The following is a 20,623-nucleotide window of genomic DNA, read 5'->3' on the forward strand; positions in this document are numbered from 1 at the left end:
TTTAATTGCGCGCTACTGTCGGGAACGTGCATGCCGCCCGCCTCGACGACCAGCTCTGCTTCGCCCTCTACACGGCGCAGCGGACGGTCACGGCCGCCTATCGGCCACTGCTCGACGAACTCGGCATCACCTATCCCCAGTACCTCGTGCTGTTGGTGCTGTGGGAGGACGGCCCCTGCTCGGTCAGTCACCTGGGGGAGCGGTTGCAGCTCGATTCGGGCACGCTCTCGCCGTTGCTGAAGCGACTGGAGGCCGTCGGACTGGTGGCCCGCCGCCGCTCGGCCGACGACGAACGTCGCGTCGAGGTGTCGCTGACCGAGGCGGGTACCCGCCTGGAAGACCGGGCGGCCTGTGTCCCCGAACGTCTGCTGGCCGGTTCCGGAGCCTCCGAAACCGAGCTCGTCGAGCTGCGGGACGCGTTGAAACACCTTGTGCGGCAAATGCAATGACTCCACGAAAGGAAACCCCGATGAAGGCTCTCTACACCGCGGAAGCGCTGGCCACCGGCGAAGGCCGTGACGGACACGGGCGCACCTCCGACGGCAAAGTCGATGTCACGCTGAGCATTCCGAAGGAGATGGGCGGCACGGGCGTCGGCACCAACCCGGAACAGTTGTTCGCGATCGGCTATGCGGCCTGCTACCACTCCGCGCTGCGCCTGGTCGCGCGCCAGCAGAAGGCCGACGTCTCCGACTCGGCCGTGGGCGCGAAGGTGACCCTCGGTTCCAACGACGACGGCGGCTTCGGACTGGCCGTCGAGCTGGAGATCACGCTGCCCAACGTCGATCCCGGCACCGCCCAGCAGTTGGCCGAGGCCGCCCACCAGGTGTGCCCGTACTCCAACGCGACCCGCGGCAACATCGACGTGAAGCTGACCATCACCGACGACTGACCGGCACGCGTTTCGGCAGCTCGCACGTCGAATTTGCCCTGTTCGGGAACCTGGGAGCGGGCTGTCTATCCATTCAGCGAAGCAACTGATCGTGCCCGCCGGATTTTTGCAGGCTGCCTCACTTTATTCAACGACACCGAACAGGAGCGCTGAATGTAAAGGTCGGTTTATGATCCTTTGCTATGCGTGTCAATGAGGCGGGCGAACGCCTCATGGGGGATCAGCCCGGGGTGTCGGGTGACCTGGTGCGCACCCTGCTGGGCATTCTGCGCCAGCGTCTCGGCCTCGACACCGCCTGGCTGTCCTCGTTTCAGGACGGCACCCAGACCATCGAAGTCCTCGACGGCGACGCCGAATCACTCGGGCTGACTACGGGTAAACGCATGCCGTTGTCGGAGACCTACTGCGTGCGCGTCATCGACGGCCGGCTGCCCAACATCGTGCCCGACACCTTGGCCAACGAGACCACCGCCGCGCTGGCGGTCACGCAGAAGGCGGGAATGGCCGCCTACGTCGGCGCTCCGGTGACCGGTCACACCGGCGCCGCCGGGATGGTCTGCCTGGTCAGCGGCGAGCCGAAACCCTATCTCGGCGAAGAAGATCTGAAACTCGTCAAGCAGGTCGCCGAACTGATCGGCACGCTGATCGAGACCCCGGGGCACCGGTCCGACTCCGTCGACCGCCGCCACCTGATCCGCCGCGTCGTCGCCGAGAGCGATTTCGAAGTGGTGTTCCAGGCGGTCCACGACGTCACCGACGGCAAGGTGGTCGGAGTCGAGGCGCTCTCGCGGTTCCACTGCGAACCGTTCCGCCCCGACGCCTTCTTCGAACAGGCCGCCCAGATGGGGCTCGGCATCGAACTGGAGATGGCGATCGTGCGGCGCGTCCTGGCGCTGATGCCGCAGTTGCCGCCCGACGTGTTCGTCGCGATCAACGTGTCGCCTGCCGCGGCGATGGCGGCCCCGTGGAGCGAGCTGCTGCAGGACGTCGACCCGGCCCGCATCGTCCTGGAGATCACCGAACACGACGCCGTACAGAACTACGCAGCCCTCGACGACGCGCTGGAAGCTTGCCGGACCCACGGGGTGCGGGTGGCCGCCGACGACGTCGGCGCTGGGTTCGCGTCGTTCTCCCACGTGCTCGAGCTCGCACCGGAGTTCGTCAAGATCGACCATTCGATCATCCGCCACATCGACGTCGACGACGCCCGCCGCCGCCTGGCCCACGCGATCGCCGACTTCGCCGGCCAGATCGGCGCGATGGTGATCGCCGAGGGCGTGGAAACCCAGAGCGAACTCGACGCGGTCAACGCCGCGGGGATCTCCTGGGCGCAAGGCTTTTTCCTGAGCCGCCCCAAATCGCACGAACACGGTTTCCCCGCCGCGCTGGCCACCGCCGAACCGGTCGATCCCATCGACGCACCGGTCGACCTGCTGGGGGAGCGGCGCTTCGAGCTCGCCCTGGCCCACTCGCCGATCGGGATGGCCGTCGTCGGCCTCGACGGATCGTTCCTGCGCACCAACCGGGCGCTGCGTGCGATGCTCGGCTACAGCCGACGGGCGATGTCGCAGATGACCTTTCAGGACATCACCCACCCCGACGACCTGGATCTGGACCTGTCCCTGGTCAACGAATGCCTGGACGGCCGGCGCCGGTCGTACCGGATCGACAAGCGCTACATCGCCGCCGACGGCAGCGTCGTGTGGTGCGCGCTGACCGCGGTGCTGGTGCACGCGCCCCGGGATCAACCGCGCTGCTTCGTCTCTCAGATCGTCGACGTGACCGCCGACCGGGTGCGGGAAGCCGAACTGGCCCGCCGCGCCACCACCGACCCGCTCACCGCGATCGCGAACCGGTCGGCGGCGTGGACCCGGCTGGAACAACTCGACGCCGACGGCGCCGGGTACGGGGTGCTGTTCTGCGACATCGAGCGGTTCAAGTCGGTCAACGACCGGCACGGCCACCACGCCGGCGACCGGCTACTGGTCGAGGTCGCCGACCGGCTGCACGCCGCGGTCCAACCGTTCGACCTGGTGGCCCGCTGGGGCGGCGACGAATTCCTGATCGTCACCCCCCGCACCGACGCCCGCATGCTGGATTGCCTGGCCGATCAGATCGTGGCGACGGTCGAAGGCTCACCGATCCCGCTCGCCGGAGGCGTCGAGGAGCCCGTGGTGCTGACCGTCGGCGTCGCGGCGCACCGGGCCGGCGACGACCGCTCGATCGACGACGTGCTGGATCTGGCCGACCATGCCGTCGTCGAGCAGCGGCGCCGGCGTCCGCGGGTACGCCGCAGGCTGGGAGTGTCGCGGCGGCGCGACTAGCGCGTCAGACGCGTGGCCAAGATCGTCAGCATCTCGTCCAGCGCGGAATCGGGCACCGGGTTGTCGTGCGACGCGGCTATCAGGATGCCGACGATCGCGCCGGCGATCACCCGCCGTTCGAGTTCGTCGGCCGGCGCGTCGGGCCGGCGTTTGAGCGCATCGGTGATCAGGGCGATCAGCCGGACGTACGACGAGTAGAGCAGTCCCCGGGCTTCGGGAATCTCGTACAGCATCCGCTCGCTGGCGATGGCGGCCGCGCGCTGCTCAGGGCTCAGCGACGCGTAGAAGGTGGCGACGCCGTGCCGGTAGGCCTCGATGATCGGGAGATCGGCCGGCGCGTTGGCGAACGCTTCCATGATCGGCGGGATGTGGTCGTCGGACAGCAGCAGGGCTTCCTTGACCCCGAAGTAGCGGTAGAACGTGCGGGGCGAGACGTTGGCCGCTTCGGCGATCTGCTCGACGGTGGTGTTGGCGTAACCCTGCCTGTCGAAGAGCCGGAACGCCTCGCGCTTGATGTCCAGACGTGTCTGAACCTTCTTACGCTCCCGCAGCCCCTGCGGTTCCGGTTCTGGCACAGGGCCAGTGTCCCTCAGATAGCCGTGTTAACCAAAACCCGCCCTCGTCAGCCCGGACCCGCCCGCAGTGCTCGCTCAGCGAACTTCAGCACCGGCGCCTCCAAGGCGAGGATCGCGTCCGGATTGTCGTCGATAAGCGCGGTGGTGACCATCGCGGAGACCGCGGCCACCAGGGCCTGACAGGCAAACCGATCAGCTTTGCTGCGCGCCTTGAACACCCGGCCCACCCCGGCCACGAATTCCTGCTGCAGCGCGGCGCGGCGGCGGATCGCCTCCGGCCCGGCGGCGTACACCTCCAGCAGGTAGAGCCGGGCGACGCGGGGGTCGAGCGCCATGAAGCCGAGATATCGGTGCAGCATGACCCCGAAGCGTTCCATCGGGGTCCCGGTGGCCGGTACCGCCTGGATGGCCGTCATGGCGTGGCGCTGCATATCGGCGAAACCGGCCATGAAGCAGTCCAGCTTGGAATCGAAATGCTGGTAGAACGTTGCGCGCGAGACCCCGGCGTGCTTGATCATGTCGTCGACCGAGGTGTTGTTGAAGCCCTTGGTCCCCATCACGGCCACGAGCGCCTTGAACAGCCGCTGCTTCTGGTGGGCGGTGACCTCGTCGCGGCTGAGGCGGTGCCGGCCGGATGCGAGCCGCTCGGCCATGCCGCCTCCTTAGCCGCTGATTGACACCGAAGTATAGGGCGAGTTCAGCGGCGCTTTCCGGGGCGCCGGCGGCAGCGGCCGAAAAACTGATTCGTTCTTCAAGAACAAAGTTGTTTCTGTAATATAACCCGCGTTACGGGCCGCGACGCTCCGCCCACCGAGGGGTTGGGCGACAGGGGGAGGGCACGCCGGTTCTGGTGGTCGGGCAGGGGGCGGATCACCAGAACCGGCGCTACTCTCCTCAGGTTTGGAGCTGACGCGCCAGGTCGACGAGGTCGTCGGCGACGACATGCGGTGCGGCGATGCCGTCCGCCCGCAGGACGGCGTTGCCGGGCCGGGTGATCAACGCGCCGCGCATCCCGATCGCCTGCGCGCCGAGGGTGTCCCACACGTGCGCGGCCACCATCACGCAGTCCGCCGCGTCAACGGCGAGTTCCTCGCAGACCCGGCGGTAGACGCGCGGGTCCGGCTTGAACGCCCGGCACGGGTCGACGCTGAACTGGCGCTCGAAAAACCCGCCGAGCCCGGCATTGTCGAGCGGGCTCGGGCGGCTCGGGCCGGTCGGGGAGTTGGTCAGCGCGATCAGCCGGAACCCGCTCTCGCCGAGGTCCCGCAAGCCCGGTGCCACGTCCGGATGCGCCGGCATCGCCGCCATCGCCGCGGCGAGCTCGTCGAACTGAGCATCGGTGACCTCGCGACCGCGGATGTCGCCGAGCATCCGGGCGACGGCGCGGCCGAGGGTGAAGAAGTCGACGTAGGAACCGGTGTGCGTCAACGTCATCGAGTACAACACCAGCTGGTTGAACCACTCCCGCATCACCGCCGGGTCACCGTAGACCCGCTCGAACACCGGGGTCAGCGCCTCGATGTCGAGCAGGGTCTCGTTGACGTCGAAGACCAGCACCCGTGGTCGGTCGTTTCCGGTCATTCGGTCGTTTCCGGTCATGGAATCCTTCCCGGCGCCGCGGTCAACCGTCGTCAAGCCTACGCCGGCCACTGTTGACCGCGTCGATTCCCGGTCGTAGCCTGAGCCGAACATCCGGGTCGATGACGGCGGTGGCGGCCTTGAAGAACACGGCGCGGGTCGGCCAGTTGGTATCGGTGAATGTCGGCTTGCCCCAGGATGTTTCGTGGAATGGTCGCCAGGTGCACACCGGGATCTGGAAACAGCCGACGGCCGGACCGGCGATGGTGCGCCGGCTGAACATCGACGGGGACGGGCAAGGCGACCTGAACGGCCACGGCGGCGAGAACCGCGCGGTGCTCGTCTACCAGACGCAGGCCTACGACCACTGGAAGCTCCACCTGGGCCGCGACGACCTCACCCCGGGCAGCTTCGGGGAGAACTTCACCGTCGACGGGCTGCCCGACGACGAGGTGTGCATCGGGGATCGCTATCGCATCGGCGACGCCGTGTTCGAAGTGACGCAGCCGAGGGTGACCTGCTTCCGGGTCGGGATGCGTTTGGGGGAGCCGGCGATGCCGAATCTGCTGGTGGCCCATCACCGGCCGGGTTTCTATCTGCGGGTGCTCACCGAGGGTCCGGTATCCGCCGGTGACGACATCCTGCTGATCGAGCGCGGCCGGCACGCTCTCTCGGTGGCCGCCGTCGATGCCCTGCTCTACCTCCCCGATCGCGACGTCGACACGCTGCGCAAGGCCGTCGACATCCCCGCGCTGAGCCCGGGCTGGGTGCAGTCGTTCCGGGAACTGCTCACCCCGCCCGAACCAGTGCACGCGCCGGGGTGGAACGGTTTTCGCGCGCTGCGGGTGGCCGCCACCCACCGGGAGACCGCCGACGTGCTCTCGGTGCTGCTGGAATCCGGCGACGGCGCCACGCTCCCGGCGGCGACACCCGGTCAGTACCTCACCATCAGGGTGCCGGGGGCGGGTGACCCCGCACCGCTGCGGAGCTATTCGCTCTCAGGCGGTTTCGCCGACGGCAGCTACCGGATCAGCATCAAACGCGACGCGCACGGTCTGCTGAGCGGGTGGCTGCACGACCACGTGCGGGCGGGAACGATGCTCGACGCGGCGGCGCCCCGCGGTGAGTTCGTGTTGTCCGACGGTGAGCAGCCGATCGTGCTGCTGTCGGCCGGCATCGGGTGCACACCGGTGCTGGCGATGCTGCACCAGCTGGCAGCGCACAGGGTTGCGCGCCGGGTGGTCTGGGTGCACACGACCCGGGACCGTGCCTCGCACGCGTTCGCCGACGAAGTGGACGAACTGATCGCGTCGCTGCCGTCCGCGGTGCAACACCACGTGTACACCGCAGACGGGCCCCGGCTGAGCGCCGACACCCTGGCGGCGATGCATCTGCCGACCGGGGCGGCGGTCTACATCTGCGGCCCAACAGGTTTCATGGAGCAGATGCGTGAGGCGCTGGTCGCCGCAGGAACCGCGCCGGCGGTCGTCTACAGCGAATCGTTCGGCGCACGGTCACCGATCAATCCCGGTGTCGTCGGCGCGCCGCCGCTCGCCCCGCCGCACGCACCGGCCGGAGAGCCGGGAACCGGCCCCGCGGTGACGTTCTCCCGCAGCGGACTGGCCGCGCCCTGGTCACCGCGCTTCACCAGCCTGCTCGAGTTCGCGGAAGCCTGCGACGTCCCGACCCGGTATTCGTGCCGCAGCGGGGTCTGCCACATCTGTGTCACCGACGTGATGTCCGGGGACACCGATTACGTCCAACAGCCCCTGGAGGTTCCGCCGCCGGGCTCGGTGCTGATCTGTTCAGCGGTGCCGACGACGGATGTCGTGCTCGATCTCTGAAGCTCAGATCGCGTCGACGTCGCGCACGGCGCCCTTGTCGGCCGACAGCGCCAGCGCCGCGTACGCGCGCAGCGCCGCCGACACCACCCGCTCGCGGTTGAGCGGCTTGTATCCGCCCGCGGCCTCCAATGCCGCACGGCGCCGGTCGAGTTCGTCGTCGGCGACGTCGAGCGCGATCGTGCGGTGCGGGATGTCGATGGTGATCTGGTCACCGTTCTCGACAAGTGCGATGGTGCCGCCTGCGGCCGCCTCCGGGGAGACGTGCCCGATCGACAGGCCCGACGAACCGCCGGAGAACCGCCCGTCGGTCACCAGCGCGCACACCTTGCCCAGCCCGCGGCCCTTCAAAAACGAGGTGGGATACAGCATCTCCTGCATACCCGGGCCGCCCTTGGGGCCCTCGTAGCGAACCACGACGACGTCGCCGGGCTTCACCCGCCCGTTCAGGATCGCGTCGACGGCGTCCTCCTGCGACTCGACCACCACGGCCGGACCGGAGAACTTCCAGATCGATTCGTCGACGCCCGCGGTCTTGACGATGCAACCGTCGGGGGACAGGTTGCCGCGCAGGATCGCCAGCCCGCCGTCCTCCGAATAGGCGTGGCGCACATCGCGGATGCAGCCCTCGGAGGCGTCGGTGTCCAGCGACTCCCAGCGCTCGGACTGGCTGAACGCCGTCGCCGACCGCACGCAGCCGGGTGCGGCATGAAACAACTCGACAGCTTCCGCACTCGCCTGCCCGCCGCGAACATCCCAGCGGCGCAGCCATTCTGGCAGCGATCCCGCATGCACCGAGTGCACGGTCTCGTGCAGATGCCCGCCACGCCACAGCTCGCCCAGGATGGCCGGGATACCGCCGGCGCGGTGCACGTCCTCCATCAGGTAATGCCCGTTCGGGGCGACCTTGCACAGACACGGGATCTGGCGGCTGCGCTTCTCGATGTCCTCGAGCGTGTAGTCCAGCTCGGCCTCCCGGGCGGCGGCCAGCAGATGCAGGATCGTGTTCGTCGAGCCGCCCATCGCGATGTCCATCGCCATCGCGTTGTCGAACGCGTCGCGGTCGGCGATCGCGCGCGGCAGCACGCTCGCGTCGTCCTCATCGTAGTACCGGCGGCACAGGTCCATCACCGTCTCGCCGGCCTTCTCGTACAGCGCGCGGCGCGCGGTGTGGGTGGCCAGCACCGACCCGTTGCCCGGCAGCGCGAGCCCGAGCGCCTCGGTCAGGCAGTTCATCGAGTTCGCGGTGAACATGCCCGAACACGAACCGCACGTCGGGCACGCCGACTCCTCGATGCGGGCCAGGTCCGGGTCGGACACCTCGGTGTTGACCGCATCGGCGATCGCGGTGATCAGGTTCAACCGGGTCCGCACGGTGCCGTCCACCAGCACCGCGGTGCCGCCCTCCATCGGCCCGCCCGAGACGAACACCGTCGGGATGTTCAGCCGCAGCGCGGCCATCAGCATGCCGGGGGTGATCTTGTCGCAGTTGGAGATACACACCATCGCGTCGGCGCAGTGCGCGTTGACCATGTACTCGACCGAGTCGGCGATCAACTCACGGCTCGGCAGCGAATAGAGCATGCCGCCGTGGCCCATCGCGATACCGTCGTCGACGGCGATGGTGTTGAACTCGCGCGGCACCCCGCCGGCGGCCTTGATCGCCTCCGACACGATGCGCCCGACCGGTTGCAGATGGGTGTGGCCGGGCACGAACTCGGTGAAGCTGTTGGCTACGGCGATGATCGGCTTGCCGATGTCGGCGCTGTCCACGCCCGCCGCGCGCAGCAGCGACCGCGCGCCCGCCATGTTCCGACCGTGGGTGACCGTACGAGACCGCAATTCCGCCATGACGTCTAGGCTCGTCGCTTTGGGTGTCAGTCGGAAGACGGCGCTGATACTAGTAGTGCGGGTACTAGTCTCGGCTCGTGGACAAACGCGCGCAGCAGCGGCTCGCCCTCGGCGAGTTCCTGCGCGCGCGGCGCAAAGCGGTGGTGCGCTCTGAGCTGGGGCTACCGCCGGCGCCGCGGGCCCGTACCGGCGGGCTGCGCCGCGAGGAAGTGGCCGTGCAGGCCGGGGTCAGCGTCACCTGGTACACGTGGCTGGAACAGGGCCGCGACATCAACCCGTCCAAACAGGTGCTCGACGCGGTCGCGGGGGCGCTGCGGCTCTCGCCCGCCGAACACGAATACGTGCTGGCCCTCGGCGGCTACGCGGTCGACCACGCCGGCTCCGGCGGGCCGCTGCCCCCACACATCCAGCGCTTCCTCGACGCGCTGGCCGGCTATCCGGCGTTCGCGCTGGCCCCCGACTGGAGCATCGCGGCGTGGAACGCCGCCTACGCCGCGCTGTACCCGAACATCGAGCGCGTCGACCCGGCCGACCGCAACCTGCTGTGGCTGGTGTTCATGGACCCGTACATCCGTGAGCTGCTCCCGGACTGGGACAGCGACAGCCGCCGCTTCCTGGCCGAGTTCCGCGCCGACGCCGGCCCCCGGGTCGGGGAGCCGTCCTACACCGCGCTGGTATCGCGCCTGTCCGAGCAGAGCCCGCATTTCGCCGCGGCATGGCAGGCGACGAGCATCGAGCGATTCACCTCCCGCGAACGGCTGTTCCGGCATCCGGTGGCCGGGGAGCTACGTCTCGAACACCACCAGGTGGCGCCCGTCGACGTGCCCGACATCCAGATCGTCGCGTACCTGCCGGTGCCCGATTCCGGTGCGGCCGAAGGGCTTCGGCGCCTCCTGGACTAGCGCACCACGATGGTGTGCTCGCCGCGCGGCACCAGCTCACCGATCACCGGCGCACCCGGGATCTCGCCGGCGATCAGCAGCCCGCCGGAGGTCTGGGCGTCGGCCAGCAGCAGCGCGTCGTCCTCTCCGACCGCCGACAGGTCGGTGTGCGGGGCCACCCAGTCGAGGTTGCGCCGGGTGCCGCCGCTGACATACCCGGCGGCCAGCGCGTCGCGGGCCCCGTCGAGATACGGAACCGCCGCCGCGTCGATCACCGCGGTCACCCCGCTGGCGCGGGCCATCTTGTACAGATGCCCGAGCAAGCCGAAACCCGTGACGTCCGTCGCGCACTCGACCCCGGCCCGCAGCGCGGCCGCCGACGCCTGCGCGTTCAGCGCCGTCATCGCGTCGATCGCGTGCTCGAACCGTTCCCCGGTGGACTTGTGCCTGCTGTTGAGCACCCCGATCCCGAGCGGTTTGGTCAGCGACAGCGGCACCCCCGGCTTACCCGCGTCGTTGCGCAGCAGCCGCGCCGGGTCGGCGATGCCGGTGACGGCCAGGCCGTACTTCGGTTCGGGGTCATCGACGCTGTGCCCGCCGGCCAGGTGTGTGCCCGCCGCCCCGCACACGTCCAGCCCACCGCGCAGCACCTCGGCGGCCAGCTCGAACGGCAACGTGTCGCGCGGCCAGCCCAGCAGGTTCACCGCCACCACCGGGCGCCCACCCATCGCGTACACGTCGGACAGCGCGTTGGTCGCCGCGATGCGCCCCCAGTCGTACGCATCGTCGATGACCGGGGTGAAGAAGTCCGTCGTCAAGATCAGCGCGGTGCCGCCGTCGATGCGCACCGCGGCCGCGTCGTCGCCGTCGTCGAGCCCGACCAGCAGCTCACCGAGCGGGTCTGTTGGGCGGGCGTGGGTCAGGCCGCGGACCACCTCCTCCAGCTCCCCGGGCGGGATCTTGCACGCGCAGCCGCCGCCGTGCGCGTACTGGGTCAGGCGGAAACTCTCCAGGGTGGCCATGGCTTCCATGCTGCCCTGTCATGATGGGCCCATGGGTCAGGGAGGCGTATTCGGTCTGGTGACCGGCACGATCTTCAAAATCGCTGAGCGGCAGTCGCTGTCGCTGGCGGGTTCGATTCCCGTCCGCCTCCGCCATATTCCACGACGAATTCGCCCATGACGGACCCCCGGCGGCGGGTGCCGCGCACCGACACGCTGCTGGCCGACCCGCGGCTGGCCGAAGCGGAGCGCACCCTGGGCCGGGCGCTGGTCAAACGGGTGATCGCCGACGCGCAGCAGAAGGCCCGCAGCGGCGACATCACCCCCGACCAGGTCGCCGACCACGCCGTCGCGGCGCTGCCGTCGGGCGCGGCGAGCCTGCGGCCGGTGATCAACGCGACCGGTGTCGTCGTGCACACCAACCTCGGCCGCGCGCCGCTGTCGCAGGCCGCGATCGACGCGATCGTGACCGCCAGCGGTGCCACCGACGTCGAGTTCGACCTGGAGACGGGCCGGCGCGCCAAGCGGGGACGCGGGGCGCTGGCCGCGCTGGCCGCCGCCGTCCCGACCGCCGGCGGCGTGCACGTCGTCAACAACAACGCCGCCGCGCTGCTGCTGGCCGCGATGACACTGGCGCCGGGCAAGGAGATGATCGTCAGCCGCGGTGAGCTGATCGAGATCGGCGACGGGTTCCGGCTGCCCGCGTTGATGGAGTCCACCGGCGCCCGAATCCGCGAGGTCGGCACCACCAACCGCACCCACCTGCGCGACTACGCCGACGCGATCGGGCCCGACACCGGGTTCATCCTGAAGGTGCACCCGTCGAATTACCTTGTCAGCGGCTTCACTTCGGGGGTGTCGGTGCGTGAGCTCGCCGACCTGGGCGCGCCCCTGATCGTCGACATCGGCTCCGGGCTGCTGACCCCGCACCCGCTGATGCCCGACGAACCCGATGCGACGAGCGTGCTGCGCGACGGCGCCGACCTGGTCACCGCCAGCGGCGACAAACTGCTCGGCGGCCCGCAGGCCGGGCTGCTGTTCGGTGCGGCCGACGTGATCGAGCGGCTGCGCCGCCACCCCGCCGCGCGGGCGCTGCGCGTCGACAAACTCACCCTCGCCGCGCTGGAGGCGACGCTGACCGGCCCGCCCCCTCCGGTCGCGCAGGCCCTGGACGCCGACCCGGCCGACCTGCGGGCGCGGGCCGAGCGGATCGCCGCCCAACTGCCCGACGCCGCCGCGGTCCCCTGCGTCGCCGCGGTCGGCGGGGGCGGCGCGCCCGGGGTCGAACTGCCCAGCGCGGCGGTCAGCCTGCCCGAGAACTACGCCGCCGCGCTGCGCGTCGGCGAGCCCGCCGTGGTCGGGCGGCTGGAGGGCGGACGCTGCCTGCTGGACCTGCGCACCGTCGCACCCGAGGACGACGACGCACTGGTGGAGGCCGTCCGGGCATGTTCGTAGTCGCGACCGCCGGACATGTCGACCACGGGAAATCGACTCTGGTGCACCGACTTACCGGGATGTGGCCGGACCGCCTCGACGAGGAGAAGCGCCGCGGGCTGACCATCGACCTCGGTTTCGCGTGGACGACGATCGACGGGCGCGAGATCGCGTTCGTCGACGTGCCGGGCCACGAACGCTTCGTCACCAACATGCTCGCCGGGGTCGGCCCGGTACCGGCCGCGATGTTCGTCGTCGCCGCGACCGAGGGCTGGATGCCGCAGTCCGAGGAGCACCTCGCCGCGCTGCGCGCACTCGGGGTGCGCGACCTGCTGGTGGTCGTCAGCAAGGCCGACCTCGCCGACCCGGCACCCGTCATCGCCGACCTGCGGCAACGCCTCCCCGGTGCGGCCGTCGCGGTCGGCACCGACCAGAACCGGATTCGCGCGGAACTGGCCGCGCTGACCGACCGGCTGCCCGCGCCCGACACCGACGCCGACGTGCGGCTTTGGGTGGACCGCTCGTTCACGATGCGCGGCGCCGGCACCGTGGTGACCGGCACCCTGTCGGCGGGCACGCTGCGGGTCGGCGACGAACTCGACTGCGGCGACCGGCGCGTCACCGTCCGCGGACTGCAGTCGCTGGGCCGCGACGAGACGGCCGTGGCGGCGGTCGCACGGGTCGCGGTGAACCTGCGCGGCGTCGACCGCGACCAGGTGGGCCGCGGTGACACGCTGCGCACACCCGGCGCGTGGCGGACGACCGTGGAGATCGACGTCGCGCTGCGCGAGGCGGGGAAGCTGCATGAGCAGCTGGTGCTGCACATCGGGTCGGCGGCGGTACCGGTGCACGTGCGGCCGCTTGGCGACGCCGCGGCGCGGCTGCGGCTGACCCGTCCGCTGCCGCTGCGGATCGGGGACATCGGGGTGCTGCGCGATCCGGGCGAGAAACGGATCGCCGCGGGTGTCGAAGTGCTCGACGTGCGCCCGCCCGCACTGCGCCGCCGCGGCGCCGCCCGCGACCGGGCCGCTGTACTGGCCACCGGGGCCGCCCCGCCACCGGAGTGCGCGCGCTCGGACGAATTGCGCGCCATGGGATTCCGGGAATCCGGGTTGCGGGTCGGGGAGTGGACGGTCGACCCGCGGTGGTGGGCGCAGCGGCGCGAACAGCTGACGGCGGCGGTGGCGAACTGGTCGGCGCAGCACGACATCGCGGCGGGTATGCCGCTGGAGACGCTGCGCCGCGAGATCGGGCTGCCCGCCGCCGACCTGGTGCCTGCGCTGCTGGACGGCAGCGGACTTGAGGTTGCCGACGGCCGGGTGCGCCGTCCCGGCGGGCGGTTGCCGGAGCGCGTCGACAGGGCCGTGCGGGTGCTCGAGGGCCGGCTGGCCGCCGAACCGTTCCGCGCACCGGACGCCGACGAACTCGCCGAGCTCGCGTTGGGCGCCAAGGAGCTCGCCGCCGCGGTGCGCTCTGGCCGGCTGACCAAGATCGCCGACGGCGTGGTGCTCGGGCCCGACGCCGTCGCCCGGGCCGCCGACGTGCTGCGCGGGATCGCTCAGCCGTTCACCGTCGCCGAGGCCAAACGCGCGCTGGACACCACCCGCCGGGTCGCGGTCCCGTTGTTGGAACTGCTTGACAGGCAACGGATTACGTCGAAGTCGCCAAGCGGTACCCGCACGGTCGCCGGCGCCGGCGGCCGGTGACCTGCTAGACTGTCCGGACGGCGCGCCGGGAAGCCTGGTCGGCATGGTACTGATCCCTGCCCGAAAGGTGTTCGCATGCAAGGCGCTTCGACCGTGCCGTCCCCAGTTGCCGGTAACTCTGAGAACCGGCCCCCCACAGCGGTTTCCAAGATCGGCACCGCGCTGCGCCAGGACCTCGTCGGCGGTGTGCTCCTGCTCGCGGCGGGTGTCGCCGCCCTCGTCTGGGCCAACTCGCCGTGGTCAGGCGGCTATCACGACCTGCGTGCCTGGACTTTCGGTCCGTCGTGGCTGAAGCTCGAGCTGTCGCTGTCCGCATGGGCGGCCGACGGGCTGCTGGCGATCTTCTTCTTCGTCGTCGCGCTGGAACTCAAACGGGAATTCGTCCACGGGGAACTGCGGGACCCGCGCCGGGCGGCGGTCCCGATCATCGCCGCCGTGTGCGGGATCGTCGTCCCCGCGCTGGTCTACCTCGGCATCAACGCCGCCGCGGGAACCGACACCCTCGACGGCTGGGCGATCCCCGCGGCGACCGACATCGCGTTCGCGCTCGCGGTTCTCGCCGTCGTCGGGAGAAACCTGCCGTCGCGGCTGCGGGTCTTCCTGCTCACGCTCGCCGTGGTCGACGACCTGATCGCGATCATGATCATCGCCGTCGTCTACACCGGGTCGCTGGCGTTCGCGCCGCTGTTGGCAGCGCTCGTCCCGCTGGCCGTCTTCGCCTGGCTCGCACGGCGGCATCCCACCAGGTGGTGGCTGCTTGTCCCGGTCGCAGTCGCGACGTGGGTGCTGGTCCACGCCGGTGGGGTGCACGCGACCATCGCCGGCGTGGCGCTCGGCCTCACCGTGCCCGCGGCACAGTGGTGCGAACGCTACGAGCACTCCGTGCGGCCGCTGTCGGCCGGCTTCGCGGTGCCAGTGTTCGCGTTCCTGGCCGCGGGCGTGACCATCGGCGGCGTCGCGGGCCTCACCGAGGCGCTCGCCCAACCCGTGACCACCGGAATCATCGTCGGCCTGGTGGCCGGCAAAGTCATCGGGATCGCAGGCGCCACACTGCTGGTACGCCGGTTCTCCGGTGCCGCGGCCGGGCTGCACCCGGTCGACGTCGTCGGCGTGGCACTGCTGGCCGGAATCGGCTTCACGGTGTCGCTGCTGATCGGAGACCTCGCCTTCGCGAGCGGGAGCGTGGCAGACCAGGTCCGGATCGGGGTGTTGACCGGCTCGCTGATCTCGGCGCTACTCGGTGCCACGATCCTGGGGCTGCGCAACCGCACCCATGCCCGCGGCACCTCTCACTGAGCGCCGTCGGTCTGCGGCTTGTCTTGTCGCGCAGGGTCTTTGCGGGTGGCGCGCAGCGACCCGGGATGGGCTTTCGCGGTCGGGTCCTTGCGCGTCTTGATCAGGCTGGCGACCGTCACGATCGCCAGGATGCCGATGATCACGACGAGGCTCAGATAGGTGTTGATCTCCGGGATCTGCGGGTTGATGTCGACGTGCGCCCAGTGCAGGATCAGCTTCACACCGATGAACGCGAGGATGATCGACAACCCTGTCGACAAGTACACCAGCCGGTCCAGCAGACCCTTCACCAAGAAGAACAACGCCCGTAAACCGAGCAGCGCGAACGCGTTCGCGGTGAACACGATGTAGGGCTCGCTGGTGACACCGAAGACCGCCGGGATCGAGTCGAGGGCGAACAGCAGGTCGACGCTGCCGATCGCGATCAGCACCGCCAGCAGCGGCGTGGCCATCCGACGGCCCTCACGCCGGGTCAACAACTTGCCGCCGTCGTACTCGTCGCTGATCGGCAGGATCTTGCGGGTGGCCCGGATCATGATGTTGTTCTCGACGTCGGGGTCCTCGTCCCGGTGCCGGAACAGCTGGATCGCGGTGTAGATCAGCAGCACACCGAACAGCAGGAACATGAACGAGAACAGCGACAACAGCGTCGCGCCCACCGCGATGAAGATCGCCCGCATGATCAGCGCCAGGATGATGCCGAATGTCAGCACCTTGTGCTGATGTTCCTCGGGCACCGCGAACGTCGTCATGATGATGACGAACACGAACAGGTTGTCGACCGAGAGGCTCTTCTCGACGATGTAGCCGGCGAAGTACTGGGTGCCGAAATCGCCGCCGTAGGTCATCGCGAACCACACCCCGAACCCGATGGCGACCGCGATGTAGAACACCGACCACACCGTGGCCTCCTTGAATCCGACCCGGTGCGGCCGCAGCGCAGCCAGGATCAGATCCACCGCGAGCAGCCCGACGATCACCCCGATCGTCACGCCCCACGTCACCCCGCTGATCTCCAGCATTTGCGTTCGCTCTCCCGTCTGTGAGGCGGCCAGATTGATCGGCCTTTGCTCCCTTTTTACCGATACGTCGCGGCAGCAAACGGGTATGTCGAATCACGACGGGACGAAATGGGCATCCAAGGAGTTGTTGTGACGACACCCGACCACGTGGAAAACACCGGTGACAACCTGCGCCACGCCGCCGAGGTGCAGGAGCAGGCGAAGCGGGATGAGGACCGGCACGCCGACGTCGCCGACGAACAGTCCGCTCCAGTTAACGGTCTGCCGGACTTCAACACATAGACCGGCGCATCGCGGCGCGCAAAATCCGCTACCTCAGCGCGGTGATGATCAGGAGCCGGTGAAGACGGGGGTGCGCTTTTCGCGGAACGCCGCGGCGGCCTCGGCAGAGTCGCGGGTGGACTGCACCACCGCCTGCTCGGCGGCGACCATCGACAGCGAGGTCATGAAGTCGACCCGTTCGCCGTTGCGCACCAACCGCTTGATGGCACGGATGGCGACCGGCGGACCGGCGGCCAGCCGCCGGCACAGCTCACCCGCAGACGCCGCCAGCTCCTCGGGCTCGTGCAGCGACAGCACGATCCCGAGGTCCAGCGCCTCCTGCGCCTCCACGAATCGGCCCGTCCACAACAACTCCAGCGCGCGGGCCTGGCCGACGATGCGCGGCAACAGGTGGGCGCCACCGTCGCCGGGGATGAGCCCGACCCGCACATAGGCTTCGGAGAACCGGGCACGCGTGGAGGCCAGGCGGATGTCGCACGCCAACGCCATGTCCATTCCCGCGCCCACCGCGACGCCGTCGATGGCCGCGATGAGCGGCTTGTCGAGGTCCAAGGCCGCCGCGGCCACCCGGTGAACCCGGTTCTGCAGCACCGCTTGCCGGTCCAGCGTCGTGGTGATCTCGGCGAAATCGTCGAGATCGACTCCGGCGCAGAACGCGCCGCCGGCACCGGTGACGAGCACGACGCGCACCGCTTCGTCGGTGCGTGCCGAACGCAGCGCATCGGCCCAGGCATCGAGCATGTCGAGGGTGAACGCGTTCTTGCGGTGCGGACGATTCAGCAGGATCGTCCCGATACCGTCGGCGACGGTGTATTCCAGATCAGCCATAGGTCTACCTTCCGGGTCAGGCCGTGATCAACGACCACAGGCCGTCGCGGCCGGCGGCGATGGCCGCGGCCGTGAGACGTTCATCCCAGTAGTGCACCGAACCGAATTCCGAACGCCACGCCAGCGCCGGCTGGGTGAACTCGTGCAGCCGGTGCTCACGGGTGGTGCCGATCGCGCCGTGCACCTGATGGGCGTTACGCACGACCACCGACGCCGCGTGCCCGGCACACGAGCGGGCCACGGCGACAAGGAATTCGAGGTTGGTGCCGGCCCAGTCGGTACGTACGGCTTCGGTGAGCGCGGCCTCCGTCGCCGCACGGGCCAGCGCGGCCTCGGAGGCGATGTCGGCGACCAGGTTCTGCACGGCCTGGAACTTCGCCAGCGGACGGCCGAACTGGGTGCGGTCGCCGGCGTGCTCGACCGACAGCGCCAAAATCTGATCCAGCACCGCGCAGACCTGCAGGCTGCGCACCAGCGCGCCGCGCAGGAACAACAGGTCGACCACCGAATCTGCGACCGCGGTGCCGTTCAGTGTGCCGGGGGTGACAGTCACCGTATCCCGTGGCTCACCGGCCACATTCATTCCCGCAGTGATGGTCAACGTTGCGGCATCCACGTCGGCGATGAAGTGAGCGCCGGCGTCTTTCCAGACGACGACGATCTTGTCGGCTTCCGATGCCCACGGAACATTGTGCGCGACATCGTTTTCGAGCACGCAGACAGTACGGCGGGCGTCATCTATGGGGAGACCGGCCGACTCGAGTAGCCAGCACGACAGCAGATCGTGTTCGGCGAGCGGGATCTGGACACCGTGCTGTGCGGCTGCGCGGACGAGTTCCGCGGCTTCCAGCCAGCCCGCGCCGCTGCCCCCGCTCTGCTCGCTGCCGGTGAGGCGGACCAACCCCAACTCGCCCAGCTGATTCCACAGTGCCGGGTCCCAGGTGGCATTCGGGCGCTCGGCTCCCAGCTGATCGCGGTGGCCGGCGAACACCGCGTCCATCATCTCCACGAGGTCGCTGTCCACTGAGGTGGGTGTGGTCATCAGCGCATCCCCAATCCGCGGGCGATCACGCCGCGCAGAATCTCGTTGGTACCGCCCCGCAAGGTGAAGCCGGGGCGCTGGACCACCGCGTCGTCGAGCATCGACCGGTACTCGGCGTGCTCGGGTACGCCGGCGTCGGTGAGCAGGTCGGCGAAGTCGGCGATGTCACCTTCGGTGCTGGTGCCCAGCACCTTGACGACGGCCGCCGCGGTATCTGCCGGCTCGTGCCGCTCGAGGGCTCCGGCGACCGCGGTGGACATCTGATGCAGTCCGGCCACGCGTGCCACATAGCGGCCGAGTCCGGTGTGGCGGGGAAGACTGTCGTCCATCAGCCCGGCCAGCTCGGCCAGCAGCGGGAAGCTGGACAGGAAGCGTTCGGGGCCGCTGCGCTCGAACGCCAGCTCGGAGGTGACCTGCTGCCACCCATCACCGATGGTGCCGAACACCATGTCCTCGGCGACGAAGACGTCGTCGAGCAGCACCTCGTTGAAATGGTGCTGCCCGTTCATCGAGATGATCGGGCGGATGTCCACGCCCGGTGATCGCAGGTCGACGATGAATTGGCTCAGCCCGGCGTGCCGGTGCGCGGGATCGACCGGTTCGGTACGGGCGAGGCAGATGAACGCGTGTGCCAGATGCGCCCCGGACGTCCACACCTTGGCCCCGGTGATCGACCAGCCACCGTCGACGGGGGTGGCCTTGGTGCGCACGCTGGCGAGGTCGGACCCCGAATCCGGTTCACTCATCCCGATGCCGAAGTAGCAATTGCCGCGGGCTATCTCGGGAAGGTACTTGCGCTTCTGGACCTCGGTGCCGTACTTGAGCAGCGACGGGACGATCTGGCGGTCCGCGATCCAATGCGCGGCGACGGGCGCCCCGGCCGACAGTAGCTCTTCGGTGACCACGAAGCGTTCGAGGAAGCTGCGGCCGTGCCCGCCGTACTCCTCGGGGACCGTCATCCCCAGCCACCCTCGCGTGGCCAGTGCCCGGGTGAATTCCTCGTCCCACCCGGTGAGCCAGCAGTCGACCTTTCTGCCGATGTTCCCGGCCGCGCGCTGCTGGTCGACGAACTCGCGGACTTCCCGCCGAAGCTCGTCCATGGCGTGGGGGTCGTCCGCAACGGGTGGGACAAGTCTGAATCGGGGCACGGAGCGGTCATCTTTCGGTCGGGTCGCTGGTGGACGATGTCGCTGGTGGACGATGATGTCAGTCCAGTGCCGATTACACAATAGCGGTGTATGTTACGTATATACGTAGGCGGGAGGGGTTCTGAGGTGGTGCATCCGCGTGACGAAAGCGGGCCGCGGAAGCGCCCCCGGCACCGGACCGTTGACCGTATCGCCGCGATCCTGGAGGAAGCCGCTCGGTCACGCTCCGGATCGACATTGAGTGAAATCGCGAAAGCTCTTGATGCTCCGGTCAGTTCAGTGCAAGGACTGGTGAACGGATTGGTTTCCACCGGCTACCTGGACGAGCAGGATCGCCGCTATTTTCTCGGCAGCGCGCCCTATCTGCTCAACCGCCTCGCAGGCCGGCAACCGGTCTCCGCCGTCACCCATACCGATCTGGAACGCATCCGCACCCGGACGGGACTGACGACCGTGCTGTCGATCGCCGTCGCTTCAGACGTCTTCTATGTCGATTACTGCTCGGCCGATCCCCGGTTCGCCTACCTCGCCGAGAATTACATCCGGCGGTCGCTGATCCGGACGTCGAGCGGGTGGGTGTTGCTTGCGGGCATGGACAAGCGAGACCTGTGGACCCATCTGCGCGGTGTCGCCGACGAGGACTCACCGTTGGTCGACCGGTTTCTGGCCGCCCTGCCGGAGATCGAGCGCACCATGATCTGCGCCGCCCCGAACGCCTCGGAGGACGGCGACGGCGTATCCATCGCCGTCCGGGAGTCGGGCCGCACGGTCGCCGCGGTCGGTGTCATCGGCCCGCGGGCCGAGATCGCGAGGCGACGAGACGAACTCGCCGGGACCCTGGCCGACAGTGCCCGCCAGTGGCCCGCGGAGCGTGGTTGAGCGCGCTGTGACGGGGTAACTTGGGGCCAGCGATGAGGTACGG

19 protein-coding genes and 1 tRNA gene are annotated in these 20,623 nt (G+C 69.4%); 11 read left to right on the forward strand and 9 right to left on the reverse strand.

What is annotated here, in order from left to right; translation table 11 throughout:
* The first annotated feature begins 26 nt into the window (after window positions 1-26).
* The 3 genes from BST38_RS22060 to BST38_RS22070 all read left to right on the forward strand — a co-directional run bounded on the left by BST38_RS22060 (window position 27) and on the right by BST38_RS22070 (window position 3,216).
* Window positions 27-449, forward strand: a complete 423-nt coding sequence (locus BST38_RS22060; RefSeq protein ID WP_083145616.1) for a MarR family winged helix-turn-helix transcriptional regulator — start codon at window positions 27-29, stop codon at window positions 447-449.
* A 20-nt stretch (window positions 450-469) separates the two neighbouring features.
* Complete coding sequence (locus BST38_RS22065; protein ID WP_083145617.1) at window positions 470-892, forward strand: organic hydroperoxide resistance protein; 423 nt, start codon at window positions 470-472, stop codon at window positions 890-892.
* Between the two features lie 182 nt (window positions 893-1,074).
* Window positions 1,075-3,216 (forward strand): EAL domain-containing protein, encoded by a 2,142-nt coding sequence (locus BST38_RS22070; protein WP_237160880.1) that lies wholly within the window; start codon window positions 1,075-1,077, stop codon window positions 3,214-3,216.
* Here the strand turns inward: BST38_RS22070 and BST38_RS22075 are convergent.
* The 3 genes from BST38_RS22075 to BST38_RS22085 form a co-directional block, all read right to left on the reverse strand.
* On the reverse strand, window positions 3,213-3,791 hold the full coding sequence (locus BST38_RS22075; protein ID WP_083145618.1) for a TetR family transcriptional regulator: 579 nt from the start codon (window positions 3,789-3,791) through the stop codon (window positions 3,213-3,215). The genes BST38_RS22070 and BST38_RS22075 overlap by 4 nt on opposite strands.
* A gap of 47 nt (window positions 3,792-3,838) precedes the next feature.
* Window positions 3,839-4,444, reverse strand: a complete 606-nt coding sequence (locus BST38_RS22080; RefSeq protein ID WP_083145619.1) for a TetR/AcrR family transcriptional regulator — start codon at window positions 4,442-4,444, stop codon at window positions 3,839-3,841.
* Window positions 4,445-4,685: 241 nt separating this feature from the next.
* A complete protein-coding gene (locus tag BST38_RS22085; protein ID WP_083145620.1) occupies window positions 4,686-5,390 on the reverse strand; it encodes a haloacid dehalogenase type II in 705 nt (234 codons plus the stop codon).
* A gap of 101 nt (window positions 5,391-5,491) precedes the next feature.
* Here BST38_RS22085 and BST38_RS22090 point away from each other — a divergent pair, with 101 nt between their 5' ends.
* Complete coding sequence (locus BST38_RS22090; protein ID WP_083145621.1) at window positions 5,492-7,213, forward strand: MOSC and FAD-binding oxidoreductase domain-containing protein; 1,722 nt, start codon at window positions 5,492-5,494, stop codon at window positions 7,211-7,213.
* A gap of 3 nt (window positions 7,214-7,216) precedes the next feature.
* Here the strand turns inward: BST38_RS22090 and ilvD are convergent, their stop codons facing one another.
* Entirely contained in the window at window positions 7,217-9,061 is a 1,845-nt protein-coding gene (gene ilvD / locus BST38_RS22095) for a dihydroxy-acid dehydratase (RefSeq protein ID WP_083145622.1), read from the reverse strand.
* 77 nt (window positions 9,062-9,138) lie between these two features.
* Here ilvD and BST38_RS22100 point away from each other — a divergent pair, with 77 nt between their 5' ends.
* On the forward strand, window positions 9,139-9,963 hold the full coding sequence (locus BST38_RS22100; RefSeq protein WP_083145623.1) for a helix-turn-helix transcriptional regulator: 825 nt from the start codon (window positions 9,139-9,141) through the stop codon (window positions 9,961-9,963).
* Here BST38_RS22100 and selD read toward each other — a convergent pair.
* On the reverse strand, window positions 9,960-10,964 hold the full coding sequence (gene selD, locus BST38_RS22105; protein WP_110781863.1) for a selenide, water dikinase SelD: 1,005 nt from the start codon (window positions 10,962-10,964) through the stop codon (window positions 9,960-9,962). The two genes, BST38_RS22100 and selD, sit on opposite strands and share 4 nt — an antisense overlap.
* Before the next feature lie 40 nt (window positions 10,965-11,004).
* Here selD and BST38_RS22110 point away from each other — a divergent pair.
* The 4 genes from BST38_RS22110 (at window position 11,005) to nhaA (ending at window position 15,379) form a co-directional block, all read left to right on the forward strand.
* Window positions 11,005-11,099, forward strand: a tRNA-Sec gene (locus BST38_RS22110).
* Window positions 11,100-11,120: 21 nt separating this feature from the next.
* Complete coding sequence (selA, locus tag BST38_RS22115) at window positions 11,121-12,398, forward strand: L-seryl-tRNA(Sec) selenium transferase (RefSeq protein ID WP_083145625.1); 1,278 nt, start codon at window positions 11,121-11,123, stop codon at window positions 12,396-12,398.
* Complete coding sequence (locus tag BST38_RS22120) at window positions 12,389-14,083, forward strand: selenocysteine-specific translation elongation factor (protein ID WP_083145626.1); 1,695 nt, start codon at window positions 12,389-12,391, stop codon at window positions 14,081-14,083. Before selA ends, BST38_RS22120 begins: the two co-directional genes overlap by 10 nt.
* Before the next feature lie 75 nt (window positions 14,084-14,158).
* The gene (nhaA, locus tag BST38_RS22125) at window positions 14,159-15,379 is read left to right on the forward strand and encodes a Na+/H+ antiporter NhaA (protein ID WP_083145627.1); all 1,221 of its coding nucleotides are present in this window, start codon (window positions 14,159-14,161) and stop codon (window positions 15,377-15,379) included.
* Here nhaA and BST38_RS22130 read toward each other — a convergent pair.
* A complete protein-coding gene (locus BST38_RS22130) occupies window positions 15,373-16,401 on the reverse strand; it encodes a TerC family protein (RefSeq protein WP_083145628.1) in 1,029 nt (342 codons plus the stop codon). The genes nhaA and BST38_RS22130 overlap by 7 nt on opposite strands.
* A 129-nt stretch (window positions 16,402-16,530) precedes the next feature.
* Between BST38_RS22130 and BST38_RS29435 the strand changes: the two genes are divergently transcribed.
* A complete protein-coding gene (locus tag BST38_RS29435; RefSeq protein ID WP_165761623.1) occupies window positions 16,531-16,683 on the forward strand; it encodes a hypothetical protein in 153 nt (50 codons plus the stop codon).
* Between the two features lie 48 nt (window positions 16,684-16,731).
* Here the strand turns inward: BST38_RS29435 and BST38_RS22135 are convergent, their stop codons facing one another.
* The 3 genes from BST38_RS22135 to BST38_RS22145 are packed head-to-tail and all read right to left on the reverse strand — an operon-like array spanning window position 16,732 to window position 19,653.
* On the reverse strand, window positions 16,732-17,511 hold the full coding sequence (locus BST38_RS22135) for an enoyl-CoA hydratase/isomerase family protein (RefSeq protein WP_083145629.1): 780 nt from the start codon (window positions 17,509-17,511) through the stop codon (window positions 16,732-16,734).
* Between the two features lie 16 nt (window positions 17,512-17,527).
* Entirely contained in the window at window positions 17,528-18,553 is a 1,026-nt protein-coding gene (locus BST38_RS22140; protein ID WP_083145630.1) for an acyl-CoA dehydrogenase family protein, read from the reverse strand.
* Complete coding sequence (locus BST38_RS22145; protein WP_083145631.1) at window positions 18,553-19,653, reverse strand: acyl-CoA dehydrogenase family protein; 1,101 nt, start codon at window positions 19,651-19,653, stop codon at window positions 18,553-18,555. The genes BST38_RS22140 and BST38_RS22145 overlap by 1 nt, the downstream gene beginning before the upstream one ends.
* Before the next feature lie 177 nt (window positions 19,654-19,830).
* Here BST38_RS22145 and BST38_RS22150 point away from each other — a divergent pair, with 177 nt between their 5' ends.
* The gene (locus BST38_RS22150; protein WP_420872566.1) at window positions 19,831-20,580 is read left to right on the forward strand and encodes an IclR family transcriptional regulator; all 750 of its coding nucleotides are present in this window, start codon (window positions 19,831-19,833) and stop codon (window positions 20,578-20,580) included.
* The last annotated feature ends 43 nt before the right edge of the window (window positions 20,581-20,623 follow it).

It is taken from the genome of Mycolicibacterium parafortuitum, from assembly GCF_002086815.1.
In the GTDB taxonomy this organism is placed as follows: domain Bacteria; phylum Actinomycetota; class Actinomycetes; order Mycobacteriales; family Mycobacteriaceae; genus Mycobacterium; species Mycobacterium parafortuitum.

Bases quoted from the DNA above. Each gene is read 5' to 3' on its own strand.
- selA (WP_083145625.1), top strand. From the start codon at position 11,121: ATGACGGACCCCCGGCGGCGGGTGCCGCGCACCGACACGCTGCTGGCC.
- BST38_RS22145 (WP_083145631.1), bottom strand. From the start codon at position 19,653: ATGGACGAGCTTCGGCGGGAAGTCCGCGAGTTCGTCGACCAGCAGCGC.
- BST38_RS22140 (WP_083145630.1), bottom strand. From the start codon at position 18,553: ATGACCACACCCACCTCAGTGGACAGCGACCTCGTGGAGATGATGGAC.
- ilvD (WP_083145622.1), bottom strand. From the start codon at position 9,061: ATGGCGGAATTGCGGTCTCGTACGGTCACCCACGGTCGGAACATGGCG.
- BST38_RS22065 (WP_083145617.1), top strand. From the start codon at position 470: ATGAAGGCTCTCTACACCGCGGAAGCGCTGGCCACCGGCGAAGGCCGT.
- BST38_RS22135 (WP_083145629.1), bottom strand. From the start codon at position 17,511: ATGGCTGATCTGGAATACACCGTCGCCGACGGTATCGGGACGATCCTG.
- nhaA (WP_083145627.1), top strand. From the start codon at position 14,159: ATGCAAGGCGCTTCGACCGTGCCGTCCCCAGTTGCCGGTAACTCTGAG.
- selD (WP_110781863.1), bottom strand. From the start codon at position 10,964: ATGGCCACCCTGGAGAGTTTCCGCCTGACCCAGTACGCGCACGGCGGC.
- BST38_RS22120 (WP_083145626.1), top strand. From the start codon at position 12,389: ATGTTCGTAGTCGCGACCGCCGGACATGTCGACCACGGGAAATCGACT.
- BST38_RS22090 (WP_083145621.1), top strand. From the start codon at position 5,492: ATGACGGCGGTGGCGGCCTTGAAGAACACGGCGCGGGTCGGCCAGTTG.
- BST38_RS22085 (WP_083145620.1), bottom strand. From the start codon at position 5,390: ATGACCGGAAACGACCGAATGACCGGAAACGACCGACCACGGGTGCTG.
- BST38_RS22130 (WP_083145628.1), bottom strand. From the start codon at position 16,401: ATGCTGGAGATCAGCGGGGTGACGTGGGGCGTGACGATCGGGGTGATC.
- BST38_RS22070 (WP_237160880.1), top strand. From the start codon at position 1,075: ATGCGTGTCAATGAGGCGGGCGAACGCCTCATGGGGGATCAGCCCGGG.
- BST38_RS22080 (WP_083145619.1), bottom strand. From the start codon at position 4,444: ATGGCCGAGCGGCTCGCATCCGGCCGGCACCGCCTCAGCCGCGACGAG.